Source organism: Saccharopolyspora sp. NPDC050642, from assembly GCF_040654735.1.
Taxonomy (GTDB): Bacteria; Actinomycetota; Actinomycetes; order Mycobacteriales; family Pseudonocardiaceae; genus Saccharopolyspora; species Saccharopolyspora elongata.
Genome location: NZ_JBFAIN010000014.1, coordinates 101995 through 119891, shown reverse-complemented (window position 1 = coordinate 119891; position 17897 = coordinate 101995). Strand labels below are relative to the sequence as shown.

The 17897-nt window shown below is 69.0% G+C and carries 23 protein-coding genes; 4 read left to right on the top strand and 19 right to left on the bottom strand.

What is annotated here, in order from left to right; genetic code table 11:
• The 3 genes from AB0H93_RS22575 to eccB form a co-directional block, all read right to left on the bottom strand.
• A partial coding sequence (locus AB0H93_RS22575; protein WP_358574972.1) for a WXG100 family type VII secretion target occupies positions 1-1347 on the bottom strand: 1347 nt, incomplete at its 3' end.
• Positions 1348-1349: 2 nt separating this feature from the next.
• Positions 1350-1661 carry a hypothetical protein gene (locus AB0H93_RS22570; protein ID WP_358574971.1) on the bottom strand — a complete coding sequence of 104 codons (312 nt, stop codon included), beginning with the start codon at positions 1659-1661 and terminating at the stop codon, positions 1350-1352.
• A gap of 255 nt (positions 1662-1916) precedes the next feature.
• Positions 1917-3509 carry a type VII secretion protein EccB gene (eccB, locus tag AB0H93_RS22565; RefSeq protein WP_358574970.1) on the bottom strand — a complete coding sequence of 531 codons (1593 nt, stop codon included), beginning with the start codon at positions 3507-3509 and terminating at the stop codon, positions 1917-1919.
• A gap of 174 nt (positions 3510-3683) precedes the next feature.
• On the opposite strand from eccB, the gene eccE reads away from it, so the two are divergent.
• Together eccE and AB0H93_RS22555 are read left to right on the top strand one after the other, a co-directional pair.
• Positions 3684-5006 (top strand): type VII secretion protein EccE, encoded by a 1323-nt coding sequence (eccE, locus tag AB0H93_RS22560; protein WP_358574969.1) that lies wholly within the window; start codon positions 3684-3686, stop codon positions 5004-5006.
• Positions 5003-5734, top strand: a complete 732-nt coding sequence (locus tag AB0H93_RS22555) for a hypothetical protein (protein ID WP_358574967.1) — start codon at positions 5003-5005, stop codon at positions 5732-5734. The genes eccE and AB0H93_RS22555 overlap by 4 nt, the downstream gene beginning before the upstream one ends.
• 154 nt (positions 5735-5888) lie before the next feature.
• On the opposite strand, the gene AB0H93_RS22550 is transcribed toward AB0H93_RS22555, so the two are convergent.
• The 9 genes from AB0H93_RS22550 to infA all read right to left on the bottom strand — a co-directional run bounded on the left by AB0H93_RS22550 (position 5889) and on the right by infA (position 10922).
• Positions 5889-6041: an alpha/beta hydrolase gene (locus AB0H93_RS22550; RefSeq protein WP_358574966.1), complete on the bottom strand. Its 153-nt coding sequence runs from the start codon at positions 6039-6041 to the stop codon at positions 5889-5891.
• Between the two features lie 188 nt (positions 6042-6229).
• Positions 6230-7111 carry a tRNA pseudouridine(38-40) synthase TruA gene (gene truA / locus AB0H93_RS22545; protein ID WP_358574965.1) on the bottom strand — a complete coding sequence of 294 codons (882 nt, stop codon included), beginning with the start codon at positions 7109-7111 and terminating at the stop codon, positions 6230-6232.
• 20 nt (positions 7112-7131) lie between these two features.
• Positions 7132-7662 carry a 50S ribosomal protein L17 gene (gene rplQ / locus AB0H93_RS22540; protein WP_358574964.1) on the bottom strand — a complete coding sequence of 177 codons (531 nt, stop codon included), beginning with the start codon at positions 7660-7662 and terminating at the stop codon, positions 7132-7134.
• Positions 7663-7711: 49 nt separating this feature from the next.
• Positions 7712-8791 carry a DNA-directed RNA polymerase subunit alpha gene (locus AB0H93_RS22535; protein ID WP_132493021.1) on the bottom strand — a complete coding sequence of 360 codons (1080 nt, stop codon included), beginning with the start codon at positions 8789-8791 and terminating at the stop codon, positions 7712-7714.
• Positions 8792-8942: 151 nt separating this feature from the next.
• Complete coding sequence (gene rpsD / locus AB0H93_RS22530; protein ID WP_358574963.1) at positions 8943-9548, bottom strand: 30S ribosomal protein S4; 606 nt, start codon at positions 9546-9548, stop codon at positions 8943-8945.
• Positions 9549-9571: 23 nt separating this feature from the next.
• Positions 9572-9976: a 30S ribosomal protein S11 gene (gene rpsK, locus AB0H93_RS22525; protein WP_009948668.1), complete on the bottom strand. Its 405-nt coding sequence runs from the start codon at positions 9974-9976 to the stop codon at positions 9572-9574.
• A gap of 25 nt (positions 9977-10001) precedes the next feature.
• Positions 10002-10382 carry a 30S ribosomal protein S13 gene (gene rpsM, locus AB0H93_RS22520; RefSeq protein WP_358574962.1) on the bottom strand — a complete coding sequence of 127 codons (381 nt, stop codon included), beginning with the start codon at positions 10380-10382 and terminating at the stop codon, positions 10002-10004.
• A 152-nt stretch (positions 10383-10534) separates the two neighbouring features.
• Positions 10535-10648: a 50S ribosomal protein L36 gene (gene rpmJ / locus AB0H93_RS22515; RefSeq protein WP_010315372.1), complete on the bottom strand. Its 114-nt coding sequence runs from the start codon at positions 10646-10648 to the stop codon at positions 10535-10537.
• Between the two features lie 52 nt (positions 10649-10700).
• Positions 10701-10922: a translation initiation factor IF-1 gene (gene infA, locus AB0H93_RS22510; protein WP_009948665.1), complete on the bottom strand. Its 222-nt coding sequence runs from the start codon at positions 10920-10922 to the stop codon at positions 10701-10703.
• A 378-nt stretch (positions 10923-11300) separates the two neighbouring features.
• Here infA and AB0H93_RS22505 point away from each other — a divergent pair, with 378 nt between their 5' ends.
• Both AB0H93_RS22505 and AB0H93_RS22500 read left to right on the top strand, forming a co-directional pair.
• The gene (locus AB0H93_RS22505; protein ID WP_358574960.1) at positions 11301-11942 is read left to right on the top strand and encodes a methyltransferase domain-containing protein; all 642 of its coding nucleotides are present in this window, start codon (positions 11301-11303) and stop codon (positions 11940-11942) included.
• Between the two features lie 216 nt (positions 11943-12158).
• Positions 12159-12761: a methyltransferase domain-containing protein gene (locus AB0H93_RS22500; protein ID WP_358574959.1), complete on the top strand. Its 603-nt coding sequence runs from the start codon at positions 12159-12161 to the stop codon at positions 12759-12761.
• Between the two features lie 168 nt (positions 12762-12929).
• Here the strand turns inward: AB0H93_RS22500 and map are convergent, their stop codons facing one another.
• The 7 genes from map to rplR form a co-directional block, all read right to left on the bottom strand.
• Positions 12930-13721: a type I methionyl aminopeptidase gene (gene map / locus AB0H93_RS22495; protein WP_358575052.1), complete on the bottom strand. Its 792-nt coding sequence runs from the start codon at positions 13719-13721 to the stop codon at positions 12930-12932.
• A gap of 70 nt (positions 13722-13791) precedes the next feature.
• A complete protein-coding gene (locus AB0H93_RS22490; protein WP_358574957.1) occupies positions 13792-14346 on the bottom strand; it encodes an adenylate kinase in 555 nt (184 codons plus the stop codon).
• A gap of 173 nt (positions 14347-14519) precedes the next feature.
• On the bottom strand, positions 14520-15833 hold the full coding sequence (secY, locus tag AB0H93_RS22485) for a preprotein translocase subunit SecY (protein ID WP_358574956.1): 1314 nt from the start codon (positions 15831-15833) through the stop codon (positions 14520-14522).
• A gap of 375 nt (positions 15834-16208) precedes the next feature.
• Complete coding sequence (gene rplO / locus AB0H93_RS22480; protein WP_132493028.1) at positions 16209-16658, bottom strand: 50S ribosomal protein L15; 450 nt, start codon at positions 16656-16658, stop codon at positions 16209-16211.
• 1 nt (position 16659) lies between these two features.
• Positions 16660-16842: a 50S ribosomal protein L30 gene (gene rpmD, locus AB0H93_RS22475; RefSeq protein ID WP_132493029.1), complete on the bottom strand. Its 183-nt coding sequence runs from the start codon at positions 16840-16842 to the stop codon at positions 16660-16662.
• Positions 16843-16847: 5 nt separating this feature from the next.
• Complete coding sequence (gene rpsE / locus AB0H93_RS22470) at positions 16848-17459, bottom strand: 30S ribosomal protein S5 (protein WP_010315389.1); 612 nt, start codon at positions 17457-17459, stop codon at positions 16848-16850.
• A gap of 35 nt (positions 17460-17494) precedes the next feature.
• Positions 17495-17896: a 50S ribosomal protein L18 gene (gene rplR / locus AB0H93_RS22465; protein WP_235884041.1), complete on the bottom strand. Its 402-nt coding sequence runs from the start codon at positions 17894-17896 to the stop codon at positions 17495-17497.
• Between the last annotated feature and the right edge of the window lies 1 nt (position 17897).

The window sequence follows — 17897 nt, the reverse complement described above, 5'->3', positions numbered from 1 at the left end:
CGCGTCGCCCACGGACGCCGTGCCGGTCTTGGGTTTCGGCTGCGGAGCCTCAACCACAGGTGCCGTCTTGGACTTCGGCGGCGGAGCGTCGCCCACGGACGCCGTGCCGGTCTTGGGTTTCGGCTGCGGAGCCTCAACCACAGGTGCCGTCTTGGACTTCGGCGGCGGAGCGTCGCCCACAGATGCCGTGGCCGGTTTCGGGGTTTCGGGCTGTTGGGGGTGCAGGGCGTCCGCGATCGACGGGCGCGGCGGCGTCGGCTCGATGATCGTCGGGACACCCAGCCTCGGCGTCGACTGCGGCGTCGTCGGCTTGGCCGGTTCCGGCTTGTCCCGCTGGGTTTCGCCGAAGACCGGCGGGGCCGCGTCCGGCGGCATGCCGAACAGCTCCTCCGGCTTGCTCTTCAGCCGGGACTGGTTCTTGCGCTCCTGGCCACCGCCCTGGCCGCCGGCCATTCCGCCCATCGGCATCATGCCGCCGTACATGCCACCGGCAGCGGCGCCACCCGCCACGGCCGCGCCACCGGCGGCGGCAGCGGCCGCAGGCGGAACCGCCGAAGGCTCCCCGGCCCGCGTGGTGTCGCCCGGGGTGAGCTCCTGCTCGGCACCTCCGGCAGCCGCGGTGCCCGAAGCACCCACCGCACCACCGGCAGAACCGCCGCCACCAGCACCACCGGCCGGTTCGCCGCCACCGGACGCCGCAGCCGGTTCGGCCGCGGCGGGATCGGCGGGCGCCGGAGCGGCCGGGGCGTTGAAGTCCCAGGCCTCGGCGGGCATCCGGTGTTCGAGCTTCGCCGGCCCCGCCGAGCGGCCCGCGGCCACGTCGTCGCAGAACCGGGCGAACGCGCGATAACTGTCCGAAATGGACTCAGTCAGTTCCTGCGCGGGCTGCGCCAGCTCCGCGAGGTGCTTGCGCGCCCGCTTGTGGCCGTCTTCCGGCTCCAGCAGCGCGCCGGACACCGAGTCCGCCGCCTCCGCCACCAGCGCGCCCAGGTCCTCGAACTGCGACTGCAGGGCCTCCACCGTGTGATCCAGCACATCCGCCAGCGCGCGCATCGTGTCGACCAGGTCGTGGCCCGCCACGCCGACCTCGCGGATGTGCCCGAGGAACGCGTCGGCGTCCTTGCCCTGCCAGGCCGAATCGATCCCGCCGAGCTTGCCCTGCACGCCTTCCGCGGCGTGCTCGATGCTTTCCGCGCCCTTGCGCCAGACCCGCGCGGCTTCGAGCAGTTCCTCGTGGCGGCCGACCAGTTCGGCGAGGTCGGCGGGGATCGAGTTCGCGAAGTCCAGCTCGTCTGCGACGCGGGACAGGTAGTCGAGGTGTTCGGCCACCTCGGGGCTCTTGGCCATGATCACGCCTCCTGCTTCCGGAACTCGACGGCGCTGTCGTCGTCGCCACCGCTGTGGAAGTCCACGACCTCGCCCAGCTCGTCACCGGCCCGGGTCAGCGTCTCCCCCGCTCTGCGGCTCTGGTCCAGCAGCAGCTCGCAAAGCCGTTGGTACGCCTCGGCAGCGCCCGCCTCGCGGCCGAGCGCGCCGAAGGCCTCCGGGGCCAGTTCCGCGGCCGCCATGGCCGGCTGCGCGGCCGCGATCTCCTCGCCGGCGGCGCGCACCTCGCGCGCGCACGTCGCCAGCCATTCGACGTCGATCCGGATCCCCGACATCCGGCACCTCCCACGTTGGTCGCTCTCAAGCGTTTGTCTTTCAAGCGGCCCAGCCGCTCGGCCCACCTGCGCGACCGGCACCACCGCGGGTTCCGCTACCGGCACCGCCGCGCAGGACGAGTCGGAGACCGCTCCTAAAACGATCCGCCCGCAGCTCACCGTGGGCTGCGGGCGGATCGCTTGTTCCTCGGACGTTCGAGCCGACCAGTTCGGTTCCAGGTTCGCGGGTGGTTCTGCACGACCACCCGCGAACCGTCAGCTACCTGGCTGGGCGCCTCCGGCTTGCTGCTGTTGCTGCGGGTTCTGCGGCGGGCGGTTCACCCCGCCCGGCCCCACCGGGACCGAGTCGTAGGTCAGGCTCGCGTTCGCCGGGTCGAGGAAGTCGCCCTTCGGCAGCACCCGCATCAGCCAGGACGGCCCGGCCTTGATGTCCCCGGCGCCACCGATCACGCCGAGTCCCTGCGCGGTCGCGACGTCCTTGATGCCGAACTGCACGCCCTGGTCGGAAACCAGGAAGATCGGGCCGCTGTCCGCGCCCGCCTCGTTCGACGCGCCGCGCACCACGGCCGCCTTGCCCGGCGGCATGTAGAAGTAGTCCACGTTCTGCCCGGCACCGTCGTACTGGGCCAGCTTCACCGGCGGCTTCGCCGTCGGCGAGCCCTTGTGCACGGTCACCGTGATGTTCTGGTCACCGTTGACGTTCTTCCAGCTCAGGCAGGACGTGTCGGACTGCTGGAAGGTGACCGGGGTCGGCACCGCCATCGGGAAGCCCGACAGGTTCAGCTGCTCAGAGGTGTCCGCCATCGGGGCGTCGGTGACCGCACCGGTCGCGTTCGGGACGTCCTGGCTGTTCGTCTTCGACGCGTGCAGCACGGCCGCCGCGCCCTCGCTGATCTCCTGCTTCCCGCTCGGCAGCAGCAGGAAGAACTGGTCCGGCTGGCCGGGCACGGTGCGCTTGACCACGTCACCGGCCTGGTAGCGGGACATGTAGGTCAGCTGCGTGCCCTCGCTGGGCACGGTGGGCACCTGCAGCGCGGGCACCTCCGGGATCGCGTTCAGCATGTTCGTGCTGATCGTCCGCGGGGTGGCGCCCCGCAGCCGGAAGATGTCCATGACGGTGGTCTCCGTCTCGTCGATCTTCGACTTGACCACGTGGGTGTGCGCGCGACCCGGCAGGTCCTTCACGCGGTAGACGAGGTATTCCTGGCCGGACGTCTGGTCCTTGACGTACAGCGACTGGTTCGGCGCGATCTCCGTGCCGTGGTTGCCGTCACCGCCGATGACCGTCGTCTCCACCTTCGCCGACGCCTCGACGCGGGCGCTGCTGAGGGTGTCGCGGACCTGGCCGACATCGCAGATCGCCCAGGACGCCTCGGCGACGTTCTTCGCGTCCGGCAGGTAGGTCGGGGCGTTGACCATGCCGGTCAGCGCGCCGCGCGGGAAGTCCGCCAGCGCGGCCTGCTTCACCGTCGTGGTCGGCACCGGGCCGCCGCCCTGGCCGCCACCCTGGGCCATGACCAGCAGCTTCGCCGAGGCCATGTTCATCATCGGAATCAGCCGCTTCTGGGCCTGCTGGTCGGAAGTGACGACGAAAACGCTGCCGCTTTCCTTCGCGATGATGATCGACCCCGGTTCCGGCACCGAACCCTTGCCGCCGAAAAGACCCCAAACCAGGAAACCGATCATGCCGATCGCGGCGAGCACCGCGCCGGCGACCGTGGCCCGCTTGTGCGAGCCCATCGGATCGTGGAGCATCACCGCGTCTTTGCGCACCAGCGCCGACTCCATGCGGCGCAGCACGAACCGATACGCCTGAACCTGTGACTTCGTTGTGGGTGTTGATGCCATTCTTCGCCTACAGCTCTCCCGTCCGAGGTACGGTTTCGCAGGATAGTCGCAGAGAGATACCGAATGGGTGCGGTTCGACCGAGTCCGTCAGTATTCTCGTCAGGCGGCTGACTCCAGAACGCGTCCCAGCGCACTGTGCGCCGCACCAACCTGCGAGGGGGAGAGACCGAACGGATGTCCGTGACCACACAACATCCGGCCCAGCCGACTGCTCCCGGGCCCGCCAATCCGCCCCGCGCTCGAATTCGCGCGCGCCGTCGGCGGATCAACGGCGTGACGCTCGGCGGCATTCCGGCGGCCAACATCGTGCTCATCGAGGTGGGCCTCGCCATCGGGCTCATCCTGGCGATCGTCGGCGCGAAGCTGAACCTGGTGCAGGTGCTGCTGCCGGTCGGTGCCGGGATCGCGCTGCTGTCGATCATCATCGCGCTGCTGCGACGGCGCGGCCGTTGGTTCACGCAGTGGTTCGGGCTGGTGCTCGAATACCGCGGTCGCAACCACACCCGCGTTTCCCAGCCGGCCAGCGTCGACGCGATGGAACCGGCTGAGGACAAGGACGGCGACGGCATCATCGGCCCGGACGAGAACCACCGGGTGGCGCTGCTGCGCCTGGTCGTCGAGGACCTGGTGATCTCCCGCGCCCAGGACCACGACCGCAACCCGGTCGGGATGTCCTGGCACAACGGCAAGTGGACCGCCGTGCTGATGGCCGAGCCGTCGCCGTCGCTGCTGAACCCCATCGAGGACACGCCGAACCTGCCGCTGGGCGTGCTGACGCCGTGCCTGGAGGACCGCGGCGTGGTGCTCGACGCGATCCAGGTCATCTGGCACTGCTACCCGGGAAGCGCGGCGCTGCCGTCGAATTCCCCGGCGCTGAACTCCTACCTCGAGATCCAGGGCCGGCTGCCCGCGGCGGCGCGGCGCACCACCTGGATCGCGGTGCGGCTGGACCCGCAGCGCTGCGCCAAGGCGATCGGCGAGCGCGGCGGCGGCATCCTCGGCGCGCAGCGGGCGCTCATCGGCGCGCTGTCCCGAGTGCGCAACGCGCTGGAGCGCAGCGGCATTCCGACCCGCCCGCTGGACCCGGACGAGCTGCTGCAGGCCGGGATTTCCTCGGCAGAACTGCACAACGTGCTCGGTTCGCAGCGGCCCGTGGGCCTCAAGGAGCGGTGGGACGGCGTGACCGCGGGTGGCGTCGGCCACTCCAGCTACGCCATCACCAGCTGGCCGAACCAGATGAACGACAGCCTCAACGTGCTCACCGGAATCCGCGCGCTGTCCACCAGCATCGCGCTGTCCATCTCGCCGGTCGGCGAGACGGACGAGGTCGGGCTGCGCGGCCTGGTCCGGGTCAGCGCCCGAACCCCAGCCGAACTCGACACCGCCGACGAGCGGCTGAAGGCGATCAGCAACCGCATCGGCCTGACCCTGACCCCGCTGCGCGGCTCGCAACTGGCCGGCTACGCGGCGACGCTGCCGCTCGGAGGTGCGGCATGAGTCGAAGCAGAACCATCGACGTGCCGGGCAGCCGCGGCGCGGCACCGGAATTCCTGGTCACCTCGGAAACCCTGGACGCCATCAGCCCGTCCGCCGACCGCGGCGGCGTGATCATCGGCTCGGACCCGCAGGGCAACGCGCAGGCCGCGTCGATGCTGCGGCCGCACCCGACCCGCATGGTCACCGTCGGCGGCCTGTACCTCGCCCGGCAGCTGGCGCTGCGCGCGATGGCCACCGGCGCGTGGGTGATCGTCGCCACCGGTCGGCCGGCGGCGTGGAAGATGCTGGAGCGGGCGGCCGGCCAGACCCCGGACGGGAAGCCGGTGCCGCTGGTGCAGATCCGGCGGCTGGCGCCGTTCGACCTGCCCCGGTCCACTGAGGACACCCCGCTGCTGGTGATCCACGACGGCGGTGCGGTGCCGCAGGAACTGTTCCCGCCGCGCGCCCCGTGGCAGACGACCATGTACGTGCTGCCCTACCTGCACCCGCAGGTCAGCAGCGGCACGGCGGCGAACACGGCGGACCTGGTGCTCCTGCAGCGCCTTCCGCTGAACCAGGCGCAGCTCGCCCAGCGCATCTGGAGCCTGCACGGCCACCAGGTCCAGCAGCTCACCCAGCTCAAGGACGACCAGGCGATCGCCCTCGGAAACATGACGTGGACGATGATCCGCCTCGTGACGAAGGCGATGGAACAGGAGATCTTGGGCCCGATCCGCCGAGGCGACTGAACCGCAAAACGAAGAAGCCCCGACCGAACCGGTCGGGGCTTCTTCGTTTCCGGCACTGCGCACAACGAGTGGTAATAGCCGATGTTCACTCCGAACGCTGCGCGAGCGAACAACGACGAACGGCGATCGAATCGGGAACTCCCGGGCGATGCGGCTAGTCCGCCGACGGCGGTTCGCAGGCCGTGCCCGGCGGAGGCAGCCGGAGGAACGCCAGATAGCGATTGGCGTGGGCGATGGTGCACGCGTTGCCGGTCAGGTAGAGACCGTGCCCGAAACCGTTGTAGCGCACCGTGGTCGAGCCCGGCACCGCCGGCACGATGCACAATGAGGTGGAGCGGATCTGCGGACTGCCGAGTCCTCTGTGGATAGACGACCAGACCCGAATGGGCGAGGCTGTCCAATTCTAGGCAAAATCGGAACACCAGCGGCCGCCGCGAGGCCTCGAGGGACCTCCGATTTCAGGCAAGATTGGGCGCGCCGCGCCTCCGGAACCGGTCAGGGGAGGGTTCGCATCGCCCGGGTCTGGATGGCCCTGGTTTCGAGGTCTTCGTCCGCCGGGTAGTCGATCGCCGTCAGCGTCAGGCCGTGGGCCGGAGCCACCGCCGTTGTCCGGGTGGTGGATTCCAGGAGCTCCGCCGGCCACGGCTCGGCCCTCCGGCCGTCGCCGACCATCAGGAGCGTGCCCACCAGGCTCCGGACCATCGAATGGCAGAACGCGTCCGCGCTCACGTGCGCGACGATCAGGTTCTCCGCCACCCGCTCCCATTCGAAGCGCTGGAGCTCGCGCACCGTCGTCGCGCCGTCGCGCGGCTTGCAGTACGCCGCGAAGTCGTTGAGCCCCAACAACTCCTGCGCAGCGGCGTTGAGCGCCGCCACTTCCAGCGGCCGGTTCCAGGCGAGCGTGTCCCGGCGTCGCAGCGGGTCCACGCCCCACGGCGCGTCCGACACCTGGTACCGGTAGTGCCGCCGCAGAGCCGAGAACCGCGCGTCGAACGCCGCAGGCACCACTCGGGCCCCCAGCACCCGCACGTCCGGCGGCAGGATCCGGTTCCACCGGTGGACCATCCGGCCCAGGTCCGGAATCCCTTGCTCGTCAACGGAAATCCGCCCGCCACCGGCCGGGTCGTGGGGCACGACGTCGAAGTGCACGACCTGCCCCGAAGCGTGCACCCCGGAGTCCGTCCGCCCCGCGACCACCACGTGCCGCGGCACCGACCGCCCCGGCGGCTGCTTCGCCAGCGCATCCTCCACCAGGCCCTGCACGGTGCGCTGGCCCGGCTGCGTCGCCCAGCCGCAGAAATCCGTTCCGTCGTAGGACAGATCGAGGCGCACGCGAACGAGCCCGCCCTCCCCAGCGGGAGCGACGGGCTCGTCCACAGCAGTACTACGTGCCTGAATCAGGACTCGTCCTTCTTCTCGGCAGCGGTGTCCTCGGCCTTGGCCTCGGTCGCCTCCGGGGCCTCAGCGGCCTCGGTGGTCTCCGCCTGAGCCTCGGTCGCCTCGGCCTTGGGGGCCTCCGCGTCCTTGGCGAACTTCGTACCGCGAGCGGCCTCCGCCTCGGTGGTGACGAGCTGCTCGGTCACCAGCGCGATGACGGCCATCTTCGCGTTGTCACCCTTGCGCGGCATCGTCTTGATGATGCGGGTGTAACCGCCGTTGCGTTCCGCGAAGTGCGGACCGATCTCCGCGAAGAGCTTGTGCACGACGTCCTTGTCGCGGATGGTCTTCATGACCTCGCGACGGTTGTGCAGGTCGCCCTTCTTGGCTTTGGTGATCAGCCGCTCGGCGATCGGCCGCAGCCGCTTCGCCTTGGCCTCGGTGGTGGTGATCCGACCGTGCTCGAACAGCGAGGTGGCCAGGTTGGCCATGATGAGCCGCTCGTGCGCCGGCGACCCGCCGAGACGCGGACCCTTGGTCGGGGTGGGCATCGGTTGCTCCTCTCAGGGCGCGCCGGTGTACCCCGGACGCGCAACACAGCTACAGCTGCTCTGTCTCCGCGTAGTCCTGACCGTCGTCGTAGCCGTTGTCCTCGACGGGCCCGACCGCGCCGACGGTGGTCTCCTCGGAGGACCAGCCTTCGGACGGGTACTCGGCCGCCGCGGCCGACGGGTCGAATCCGGGCGGGCTGTCCTTGAGCGCGAGCCCAAGGCCGGCCAGCTTCATCTTGACCTCGTCGATGGACTTCGCACCGAAGTTGCGGATGTCCAGCAGGTCGGCCTCGCTGCGCGAGACCAGCTCGCCGACGGTGTGGATGCCCTCCCGCTTGAGGCAGTTGTAGGAGCGCACCGTCAGGTCGAGGTCCTCGATCGGCATCGCGTAGGCCGCGATGGTGTCGGCCTCCGCCGGCGACGGGCCGATCTCGATGCCTTCGGCGTCGATGTTGAGCTCGCGGGCGAGCCCGAACAGCTCGACGAGGGTGCGTCCCGCCGAAGCCACCGCGTCGCGCGGGGTGATCGACGGCTTGCTCTCCACGTCGAGGATCAGCTTGTCGAAGTCCGTGCGCTGCTCGACACGGGTCGCCTCGACCTTGTAGGTCACCTTCAGCACCGGCGAGTAGATCGAGTCCACCGGAATGCGGCCGATCTCGGCGCCGGTCTGCTTGTTCTGCATCGCGGGGACATAGCCACGACCACGCTCGACGACGAGCTCGATCTCCAGCTTGCCCTTCGCGTTGAGGGTGGCGATGTGCAGGTCGGGGTTGTGCACCGTGACGCCCGCCGGCGGCACGATGTCGGCCGCGGTGACCTCACCCGGACCCTGCTTGCGCAGGTACATCGTCACCGGCTCGTCTTCCTCGGAGCTGACGACCAGCTCCTTGATGTTCAAGATGACGTCGGTGACGTCTTCCTTCACACCCGGAATCGTGGTGAACTCGTGCAGCACACCGTCGATGCGCAGGCTGGTGACCGCCGCCCCCGGGATCGAGGAGAGCAGGGTACGACGCAGCGAGTTGCCGAGGGTGTAGCCGAAGCCCGGCTCCAGCGGCTCGATGACGAACCGGGAGCGCGTCTCCGACACCGCCTCTTCGGACAGTGTGGGTCGCTGGGAGATGAGCACTTCGTTTTCCTTTCCTCACGACGCCCGCTATTTGACGCCGATGGAATGGCGTTGCCCGCGAAGCGCGGGCCGGTGGCGGATTCCTGCACCGCCACCGCTGGCTGCGAGCCGCCGGCGGCCGCACCCCGAAGGGAGCCGCCGGCGGGACGCGTCACTTCGAGTAGAGCTCGACGATGAGCTGCTCGGTGACCGGAGTGTCGATCTGCGCGCGCTCCGGGCGCTGGTGCACCAGGATCCGCAGGTTCGAGGGCACGACCTGCAACCAGGCCGGAACCGGACGCTCGCCGAAGGTCTCCTTGGCGATGATGAACGGCGTGGTGCCCAGGGACTTCGGCTTGACGTCGACGATGTCCCACTTCGAAACCTGGAAGCTGGGGACGTTCACCTTCTTGCCGTTGACCGTGAAGTGGCCGTGGCTGACCAGCTGACGCGCCATGCGGCGGGTGCGGGCCAGGCCGGCCCGGTACACGACGTTGTCGAGCCGGGACTCCAGCAGCTGCAGCAGGTTGTCACCCGTCTTGCCGGGGCGCCGGTTGGCGTTCTCGTAGTACGAGCGGAACTGGCGCTCCAGCACACCGTAGGTGAACTTCGCCTTCTGCTTCTCCTGGAGCTGCAGCAGGTACTCGGTTTCCTTGATGCGCGCGCGGCCGTGCTGACCCGGGGGGTACGGACGGCGCTCGAACGCCTGGTCACCGCCGACGAGGTCAACCTTGAGACGGCGGGACTTGCGGGTCGCGGGACCGGTATAACGTGCCATCTTTGTCTACTCCTTCCCGCGCCTCAGACCCGACGCCGCTTCGGCGGCCGGCAGCCGTTGTGCGGCTGCGGGGTCACGTCCTGGATGGTGCCGACCTCGAGACCGGCGGCCTGCAGCGACCGGATCGCCGTCTCGCGGCCCGAACCCGGGCCCTTGACGAAGACGTCGACCTTCTTCATGCCGTGCTCGGCAGCCTTGCGGGCCGCGTTCTCGGCGGCCATCTGCGCGGCGAACGGGGTGGACTTGCGGGAGCCCTTGAACCCGACGTGGCCGGCCGAAGCCCAGCTGATCACCGCACCGGTCGGGTCGGTGATCGAAACGATGGTGTTGTTGAACGTGCTCTTGATGTGCGCCTGGCCGTGAGCGACGTTCTTCTTTTCCTTGCGCCGCACCTTCTTGACGGCGCCAGCGCGAGACTTGGGTGGCATGGCTTTAGCTGACTCCTAGCGAGGCTTACTTCTTCCCGGCCTTCTTCTTGCCGGCGACCGTCTTCTTCGGCCCCTTGCGGGTACGGGCGTTGGTCTTCGTCCGCTGCCCGTGAACCGGCAGGTGCCGGCGGTGCCGAAGCCCCGCGTAGCAGCCGATCTCGATCTTCCGGCGGATGTCGGCCTGGACCTCGCGGCGGAGGTCACCCTCGACCCGGTAGCTGCTCTCGATGTAGTCGCGCAGCTTGGTCAGCTGCTCGTCATCGAGGTCGCGCGGGCGGGCGTCGGGCGAGATTCCGGTCGCGGAGAGGATCTCCTTCGACCGGGTCTTGCCGATCCCGTAGATGTAGGTAAGCGCGATCTCCATGCGCTTTTCGCGCGGGAGATCAACGCCGACGACCCGTGCCATCTGGCCGGTTCTCCTTCGTTTTTCCAGGTCTGCTCCCTCGCCGCCCCCGCAACTTGTGCGGAGCCCCGGCCTGGTCCGGGGGTCAGTCGGCCCGCGTTAGGGCCGACAGGTCAAGGGAGTTCCTACTCGATCCTTGCGACGCTGTGCTGCGCTCAGCCCTGACGCTGCTTGTGACGGGCGTTGTCGCAGATCACCAGCACCCGCCCGTGACGGCGGATGACCTGGCACTTGTCGCAGATTCGCTTCACACTCGGCTGGACCTTCACGGTCGTGCTCTCCTGCTCGGACGCGTGTCCGGTCACCCGGACACCGTGGAGGTCACTTGTAGCGGTAGACGATGCGCCCACGGGAAAGGTCGTACGGCGAGAGCTCCACCACGACCCGGTCCTCGGGCAGGATGCGGATGTAGTGCTGACGCATCTTGCCACTGATGTGTGCGAGGACCTTGTGGCCGTTTTCCAACTCGACACGGAACATCGCGTTGGGAAGCGGTTCGATCACCCGACCCTCGACCTCAATGGCCCCGTCTTTCTTGCCCATGTCCTCCGCGTTTCGTGACGGTGACGGTTTGCGGACCTAAGTCCCGCCGCGTGCACCGGAGGCCCCGGCACCCACGACGGGCACACCGCAGCCCGGCCCGAAACACCGATGACGACCCGATCCGGATGTTCGGAAGCGGATACCCAGGCACAACGAACCGGCGCTACGAGTGCGCCGATGTTCCACTGTACGCGCCGCCGATCGGGCGCTCCACATCGGGGCAGCTCAACGCCGCCCTGGTCACTCCGCGCAACATTGATGTCACGCTGCACGACTGCACCAATGCGGCGGGTTGCGTGGGCGCTCCGAGCCTCACTACGTTCGATCACGCTCGACACCGGGGTCGAGGCCGACGCCGTGGGACAACCGAGGAGAAGCGTGACACCCCAGCAGGACCAGCAGATCGGCAAGGTCGGGCAGAACGCGACCAGCAAGCTGGACGAGTACCGGACCTTCTTCCAGACCGCGGTGCGCAACCCCAGGATGGTCGGGGCGGCGACGCCGACGTCAGCCGCCGTCGCCGCCACGGTGGCCCAGGTGGTGCCGACCACCGGCACCCCGGTCGTGGTCGAGCTCGGTCCCGGGACCGGCTCGTTGAGCGACGGCATCCACCGCCGGCTGCCCACGGGCGCCCGGCACGTCGGCATCGAGCTCGGCGAAGGCATGGTCGAGCACCTGCGGGCCCACAAGCCGTGGATGGAGATCGTGCACGGCGACGCGAGCGACCTGCTCGCGCTGCTGGACAAGCACAACATCGACCGCGTCGACGCCGTCATCAGCAGCATCCCGTGGTCGCTGCTGCCGAGCGACGCGCAGAACCACATCCTGCGCCAGGCCGCCGAGGCGCTCGCCCCGCAGGGCGCGTTCACGGCGCTGACCTACCTGCCCGCCGACCAGACGCCGGGCGGCCGCCGGTTCCGCGCCCGCCTGGCGCAGACGTTCGACGAGATCATCACCCACACCACCTGGCGAAACATCCCGCCGATCCTGCACTACATCTGCCGCCGACCGCTGCGCTGAGACCCCGACCGGGGGTGGCTCGGGTCTCGTCCGGGGCAACCCCGGAGGCCGCCGGGCACGACGGGGGCGCAGGCTTTGCGCATGAGCGAGAGCACCCCCGCAACGCGACTTCGTGAAAACGCCCTGCCACGCGCTGCGACCCGCGGACCGCAGCGGGACGCTGCGATGGAAGCACCAGCTACCACCGCCGCGTCCGGCGAACGGGCAGGAGCAGCCGTGAGCAAGCGAAAGAAGCTGCGCGAGTACTGGACGTTCCTGAGCCGCGCGGTCCGCCGGCCGTCGACGTTCGGCGCCGTGCTGCCGACCTCCCGGCACGTCGCGGCCGCAGTGGCGACCGTGGTGCCCAGCTTCGGCACGCCGACGGTGCTGGAGCTCGGCCCGGGCACCGGCGCGCTCAGCAGCCCCATCCAGCGCCGGCTGTCCGAGGGCGCACGGCACCTCGCGGTCGAGATCGACCCGGAGATGGTCCGCTACCTGCACCGCACCAAGCCCTGGCTGGAAGTCATCGCGGGCGACGTGACGCACCTGCGCGAACTGCTGGACACCGCCGGGGTCGACCGGGTCGACGCGGTCATCAGCAGCATCCCGTGGACCCTGCTGCCGCCGGACAAGCAACGCGAACTGCTGGAGCAGGCGGTCTCGGTGCTGGCGCCGGGCGGGGTGTTCACCACGGTCACCTACCTGACGACGCTCTGGCGACCGTCCACCCGCGAGTTCGTGTCGGCGCTGGAGGACACCTTCGACGAGGTGCTGCCGCGCACCGCGATCTGGCGGAACGTGCCCCCGGCCCGCGTCTACGCCTGCCGCCGGCCGAAGTGACGGTGACCCGACCCGGCGCAATTTCCATTGAAATCAGACATTCGATTTCCATTGAAATCGAACAAGTTGTCCACACCCTGCGGCGTGTCGTGGCCCGACACGCCGCAGGACCGCAAGTTCCATTGAAATCGAACCTTCGATTTCAATGGAACTTGCGTCGGGACCCGATCAGTCCTCGGCGGCGGTGAGGACCCAGGGGCCGTCTTCGGTGATCGCCACCGTGTGCTCCCAGTGCGCCGCGCGGGAGCCGTCGTCGGTCACGACCGTCCAGGCGTCGTCGAGCTCCTCGGTCTCCGCCGAGCCCAGCGTGAGCATCGGCTCCACCGCGATCGCCATGCCGACCCGCAGCTTCGGGCCGCGCCCGGGCTTGCCGAGGTTCGGCAGGAACGGCTCCATGTGCATCTGGGTGCCGATGCCGTGCCCGCCGTACTCCGCGATGATCCCGTACTCCAGGCCGTCGGCCTTCGCGGCCGCGCGGGCCGCGGTCTCCACCGCGTGGGAGATGTCGGTGAGCCGGTTCCCGGCCCGGACCTGCTCGATGCCGGCCCACATGCTGGCCTCGGTGGCCGCCGACAGGGCTCGGTCCTGCGCACTGACCTCGCCGATCGCCAGCGTCACCGCGGAGTCGCCGTGCCAGCCTTCCAGGATCGCGCCGCAGTCCACCGACAGCAGGTCGCCCTCGGCGAGGACCTCGCTGCGGGACGGGATGCCGTGCACGACCTTCTCGTTCAGCGAGGCGCAGATCGACGCCGGGAACCCGTGGTAGCCCTTGAACGACGGCACCGCGCCGGCGTCCCGGATCACCTGCTCCGCGACGGCGTCCAGCTCACCGGTGGTCGCACCGGGCTTCGCGTGCTCGGTCACCGCGGCCAGCGCGCGGGCGACGATCAGGCCGGCGGCGCGCATCGCCTCGATCTCGCCCCGCGACTTGAGCTCGATGCCCTTACCCCGACGCAACAAGGCACTCACCTTCAGGATTCTTTCTCGGATTGCGGTTCCGGCCGGCCGCCGCTGCGACCGACCGACCGGCTCAAGCGCGGTTGCGCAGCGCTTCCAGCGCGCGGGCCGTGATCTCCTCGATCGAGCCGACGGCGTCGATCTTGACGATCCGGTCGCTGTAGAACTCCAGCAGCGGCTCGGTCTCCGACCGGTAGACCGCAAGCCGACGCCGGATGATGTCCTCGGTGTCGTCCGCGCGCCCGCGGGCGAGCATGCGCGTGACGAGCTCTTCCTCCGGCACGTCGAACTGCAGCACCGCGGTCAGCTCCGTGCCGCGCTCGCGCAGCATCTCGGCCAGCACCTCGGCCTGCGTGGTGGTGCGCGGGTAGCCGTCGAGCAGGAAGCCCTTGGCCGCGTCCTCGTCGGAAAGGCGGTCGCGCACCATCTCGTTGGTGACCTCGTCCGGGACCAGGTCGCCGGTGTCCAGGTAGCTCTTGGCCTTCTGGCCGAGCGGAGTGGCGTTGCCGATGTTCGCGCGGAACAGATCTCCGGTGGAGATGTGCGGGACGTCCAGCTGCTCGCTGAGCACGGCTGCCTGGGTGCCCTTGCCCGCACCGGGCGGGCCGACGAGAACCAATCGCACCAAGGGTCTGCCTCCGAATCAATCCGATCGCGCGCCAACTGCTGACGAGCTCCGCGGGCGCCCACCTGCATCGGGGCAGCCGCGCTCACACCCTACGCATGGGGCGACGCACCAGGTCGCCCCACCCGCAACGGGGGTATCCGGGCATGCGTCGACGCGCGCCCGGACCGTCCAGCCTACCGGAGGAAACCCTCGTACTTGCGCTGCGTGAGCTGGCTCTCGATTTGCTTCACGGTGTCCAGACCGACGTTGACCATGATCAGCACCGCGGTGCCGCCGAACGGGAAGTTCTGGTTCCCGCCCTGGCCACCGGTGATGCCGAGGAAGAAGTTCGGCAGGATCGCGATGACGCCCAGGTACAGCGAGCCGGGCAGCGTGATCCGGGACAGCACGAAGCTCAGGTACTCGGCGGTCGGCCGACCGGGCCGGATGCCCGGGATGAAGCCGCCGAACTTCTTCATGTCGTCCGCGCGCTCTTCCGGGTTGAACGTGATCGACACGTAGAAGTACGCGAAGAAGATGATCAGCGACATGTACAGCAGGATGTGCACCCAGCTGGACGGCGACACGATGTAGGTCTGGATGAACCGCGCCCACCAGGTGTCCTGGTTGCCGGCGAGCTGACCGACCAGCTGCGGCAGGTACAGCAGCGAGGAACCGAAGATGACCGGGATGACACCGGCCTGGTTCACCTTCAGCGGCAGGTACGTGGAGGTCCCGCCGTACATCCGGCGGCCGATCATGCGCTTGGCGTACTGCACCGGGATCCGGCGCTGGGCCTGCTCGATGAAGACCACGGTCGCGATGATCACGACGGCGAAGGCGCAGACCACGGCGAACACCAGGCCGCCGTGCGACTGCAGGATCGCGCCACCCTCAGCCGGGATCCGCGAGGCGATCGAGACGAAGATCAGCAGCGACATGCCGTTGCCGATGCCGCGCTCGGTGATCAGCTCGCCCATCCACATCAGCACCGCCGCGCCGGCGGTCATGACGACCACGATGGTGATCAGGTTGAGCACCGAGTCGTCCGGGATGACCGACGTCGAGCAACCCTGGAACAGCTGGCCGCGGACCGCGAGCGCCACGATGCCGGTGCCCTGCAGGATCGCCAGCGCGATCGTCAGGTACCGCGTGTACTGGGTCAGCTTCGACTGGCCGGACTGGCCTTCCTTCTTCAGCTGCTCGAAGCGCGGGATGACCACCTGGAGCAGCTGGATGATGATGCTCGCGGTGATGTAGGGCATGATGCCCAGCGACAGCACCGACAGCTGCAGCAGCGCACCGCCGCTGAACAGGTTGAGCAGCGAATAAACGCTCTGCGAACCGCTGCCCTGGATCTCCTCGATGCACTGCTGGATGTTCGGGTACGACACCCCGGGGGCGGGGATCGTGGCACCGAGCCGGTAGAGCACGACCATGCCCAGGGTGAACAGGATCTTGCGGCGCAGGTCCGGCGTCGCCAGAGCCGAGCGGAAGGCGCCGAGCACGCGAACCTCCTGTACGCGAGCCGGTCGGAACCGGCCGGGAAAGATGCGGCAATTTCCGCAGCACCCGATGTTTACGGCACTGCCGGGGCGACTCTAGCAGGCCCGAACGCGGCCACGGACGGCGACCGAAGCCTCACTGCTGATCACGGCGTCAGCCATTGGCGAACAAAGACATTCACAATTTCCCCGAAAACCGGGAAATCCACGCGGCAGCGTTCCCGGAATCCGCCAAATCGGCAGCGTCGCAACGCAATTCGGGGGCCCGCAAGTCCGAGTTGTCCGATCGGGAACGCCCCGCGCACTTCACCTGATCGGGAAAAAGGCCGAGGGCCGGGCGACTTTTCGTCGCCCGGCCCTCGGCTGGGTTAACCGTTGTCAGCGGTCCAGCTTGGTGACCGAACCACCCGCAGCGGTGATCTTCTCCTGGGCGCTGCCGGTGAACGCGTGCGCGGTCACCTCCAGCTTGATGCCCTCCAGATCCCCGTCGCCGAGGATCTTCACGAGCTCGTTCTTCTTGACGAGGCCCTTGGCGATCAGCTCGTCGATGCCGACGGTGCCGCCCTCCGGGAACGCCTGGACCAGCCGACCGATGTTCACACCCTGGTACTCGGTGCGGAAGCGGTTCTTGAAGCCCTTCAGCTTCGGGAGCCGCATGTGGATCGGCATCTGCCCACCCTCGAAGCGAGGGGAGACGTTCTTGCGAGCCTTGGTGCCCTTGGTACCGCGGCCCGCGGTCTTGCCCTTGGAGCCCTCACCGCGACCGACGCGGACCTTGTCGCGCTTGGCGCCGGGGGCCGGACGCAGGTCGTGCAGTTTGATGACCATGTCAGTCGACCTCCTCGACCGTCACGAGGTGACGGACGGCGTTGATCATGCCGCGCACGTTGGAGTCATCCGGACGCACCACGGACTGACGGATCTTGCGCAGCCCGAGGGTGCGCATGGTGTCGCGCTGGTTCTGCTTGGTGCCGACCAGACCACGCACCTGGGTGATCTTCAGCTGTGCCATGTCGATCAGGCCCCCTGCTGCGCCGCACGGGCACGCAGGATGAACGCCGGGGCGACATCCTCCAGCGGCAGGCCGCGACGAGCCGCGACCTCCTCCGGACGCTGCAGCTGCTTCAGCGCGGCGACCGTGGCGTGCACGATGTTGATCGGGTTGTCGCTGCCCAGCGACTTGCTCAGCACGTCGTGGACACCGGCGCACTCCAGCACCGCACGCACCGGGCCACCGGCGATGACACCGGTACCGGCGCTGGCCGGACGCAGCAGCACGACGCCCGCGGCGTCCTCGCCCTGCACCGGGTGGGTGATGGTGCCGCCCAGGCGCGGGACGCGGAAGAAGTTCTTCTTCGCCTCCTCGACGCCCTTGGCGATGGCAGCCGGAACTTCCTTGGCCTTGCCGTAACCGACACCGACCATGCCGTCGCCGTCGCCGACGACGACCAGCGCGGTGAAGCTGAACCGCCGGCCACCCTTGACGACCTTCGCGACGCGGTTGATGGTCACGACGCGTTCGAACTGCGGGGTCTTCTCTTGGGCCGCCCCGCCACGGCCGCCGTCGCGGCGGTCCCGGCGGTCCTTGCCGCCGGACTCCCCGCCCTCACGCCGAGTGCGTCCAGGCATCAGGCGTCCCTTCCGTTCTCGTTCTTAGCCACTTGTCAGAACTCCAGTCCGCCGTCACGGGCGGCGTCGGCCAGCGCGGCCACGCGACCGTGGTAGGCGTTACCGCCGCGGTCGAACACGACCTTGTCGATGCCGGCGTCCTTGGCACGGGCGGCGACGAGCTCGCCGACCTTCGTGGCCTTGGCCTTCTTGTCGCCCTCGAAGGCCTGGACATCGGCTTCCAGGCTGGTAGCCGAGACCAAGGTGTGGCCCTTGGTGTCGTCGATGACCTGCGCGACGATGTTGCGCAGCGAACGGGTCACGACGAGGCGCGGGCGCTCGGCGGTGCCGACGATCTTCTTGCGGATGCGCGTGTGCCGCTTGGCACGGGCAAGCCGACGCTTGGTCGAGATGTCCTTGCCCACCGGCTTGCGCTTGGTAGCTGTCGTCTCGCTCATG

What these genes read in the sequence shown, in the direction of transcription:
- AB0H93_RS22570 (WP_358574971.1), bottom strand. Translation starts at nt 1,661, where the DNA reads ATGTCGGGGATCCGGATCGACGTCGAATGGCTGGCGACGTGCGCGCGC.
- eccB (WP_358574970.1), bottom strand. Translation starts at nt 3,509, where the DNA reads ATGGCATCAACACCCACAACGAAGTCACAGGTTCAGGCGTATCGGTTC.
- eccE (WP_358574969.1), top strand. Translation starts at nt 3,684, where the DNA reads ATGTCCGTGACCACACAACATCCGGCCCAGCCGACTGCTCCCGGGCCC.
- AB0H93_RS22555 (WP_358574967.1), top strand. Translation starts at nt 5,003, where the DNA reads ATGAGTCGAAGCAGAACCATCGACGTGCCGGGCAGCCGCGGCGCGGCA.
- rplQ (WP_358574964.1), bottom strand. Translation starts at nt 7,662, where the DNA reads ATGCCCACCCCGACCAAGGGTCCGCGTCTCGGCGGGTCGCCGGCGCAC.
- rpsD (WP_358574963.1), bottom strand. Translation starts at nt 9,548, where the DNA reads ATGGCACGTTATACCGGTCCCGCGACCCGCAAGTCCCGCCGTCTCAAG.
- rpsK (WP_009948668.1), bottom strand. Translation starts at nt 9,976, where the DNA reads ATGCCACCCAAGTCTCGCGCTGGCGCCGTCAAGAAGGTGCGGCGCAAG.
- rpsM (WP_358574962.1), bottom strand. Translation starts at nt 10,382, where the DNA reads ATGGCACGGGTCGTCGGCGTTGATCTCCCGCGCGAAAAGCGCATGGAG.
- infA (WP_009948665.1), bottom strand. Translation starts at nt 10,922, where the DNA reads ATGGGCAAGAAAGACGGGGCCATTGAGGTCGAGGGTCGGGTGATCGAA.
- rplO (WP_132493028.1), bottom strand. Translation starts at nt 16,658, where the DNA reads ATGGTCATCAAACTGCACGACCTGCGTCCGGCCCCCGGCGCCAAGCGC.
- rpmD (WP_132493029.1), bottom strand. Translation starts at nt 16,842, where the DNA reads ATGGCACAGCTGAAGATCACCCAGGTGCGTGGTCTGGTCGGCACCAAG.
- rpsE (WP_010315389.1), bottom strand. Translation starts at nt 17,459, where the DNA reads ATGCCTGGACGCACTCGGCGTGAGGGCGGGGAGTCCGGCGGCAAGGAC.
- rplR (WP_235884041.1), bottom strand. Translation starts at nt 17,896, where the DNA reads ATGAGCGAGACGACAGCTACCAAGCGCAAGCCGGTGGGCAAGGACATC.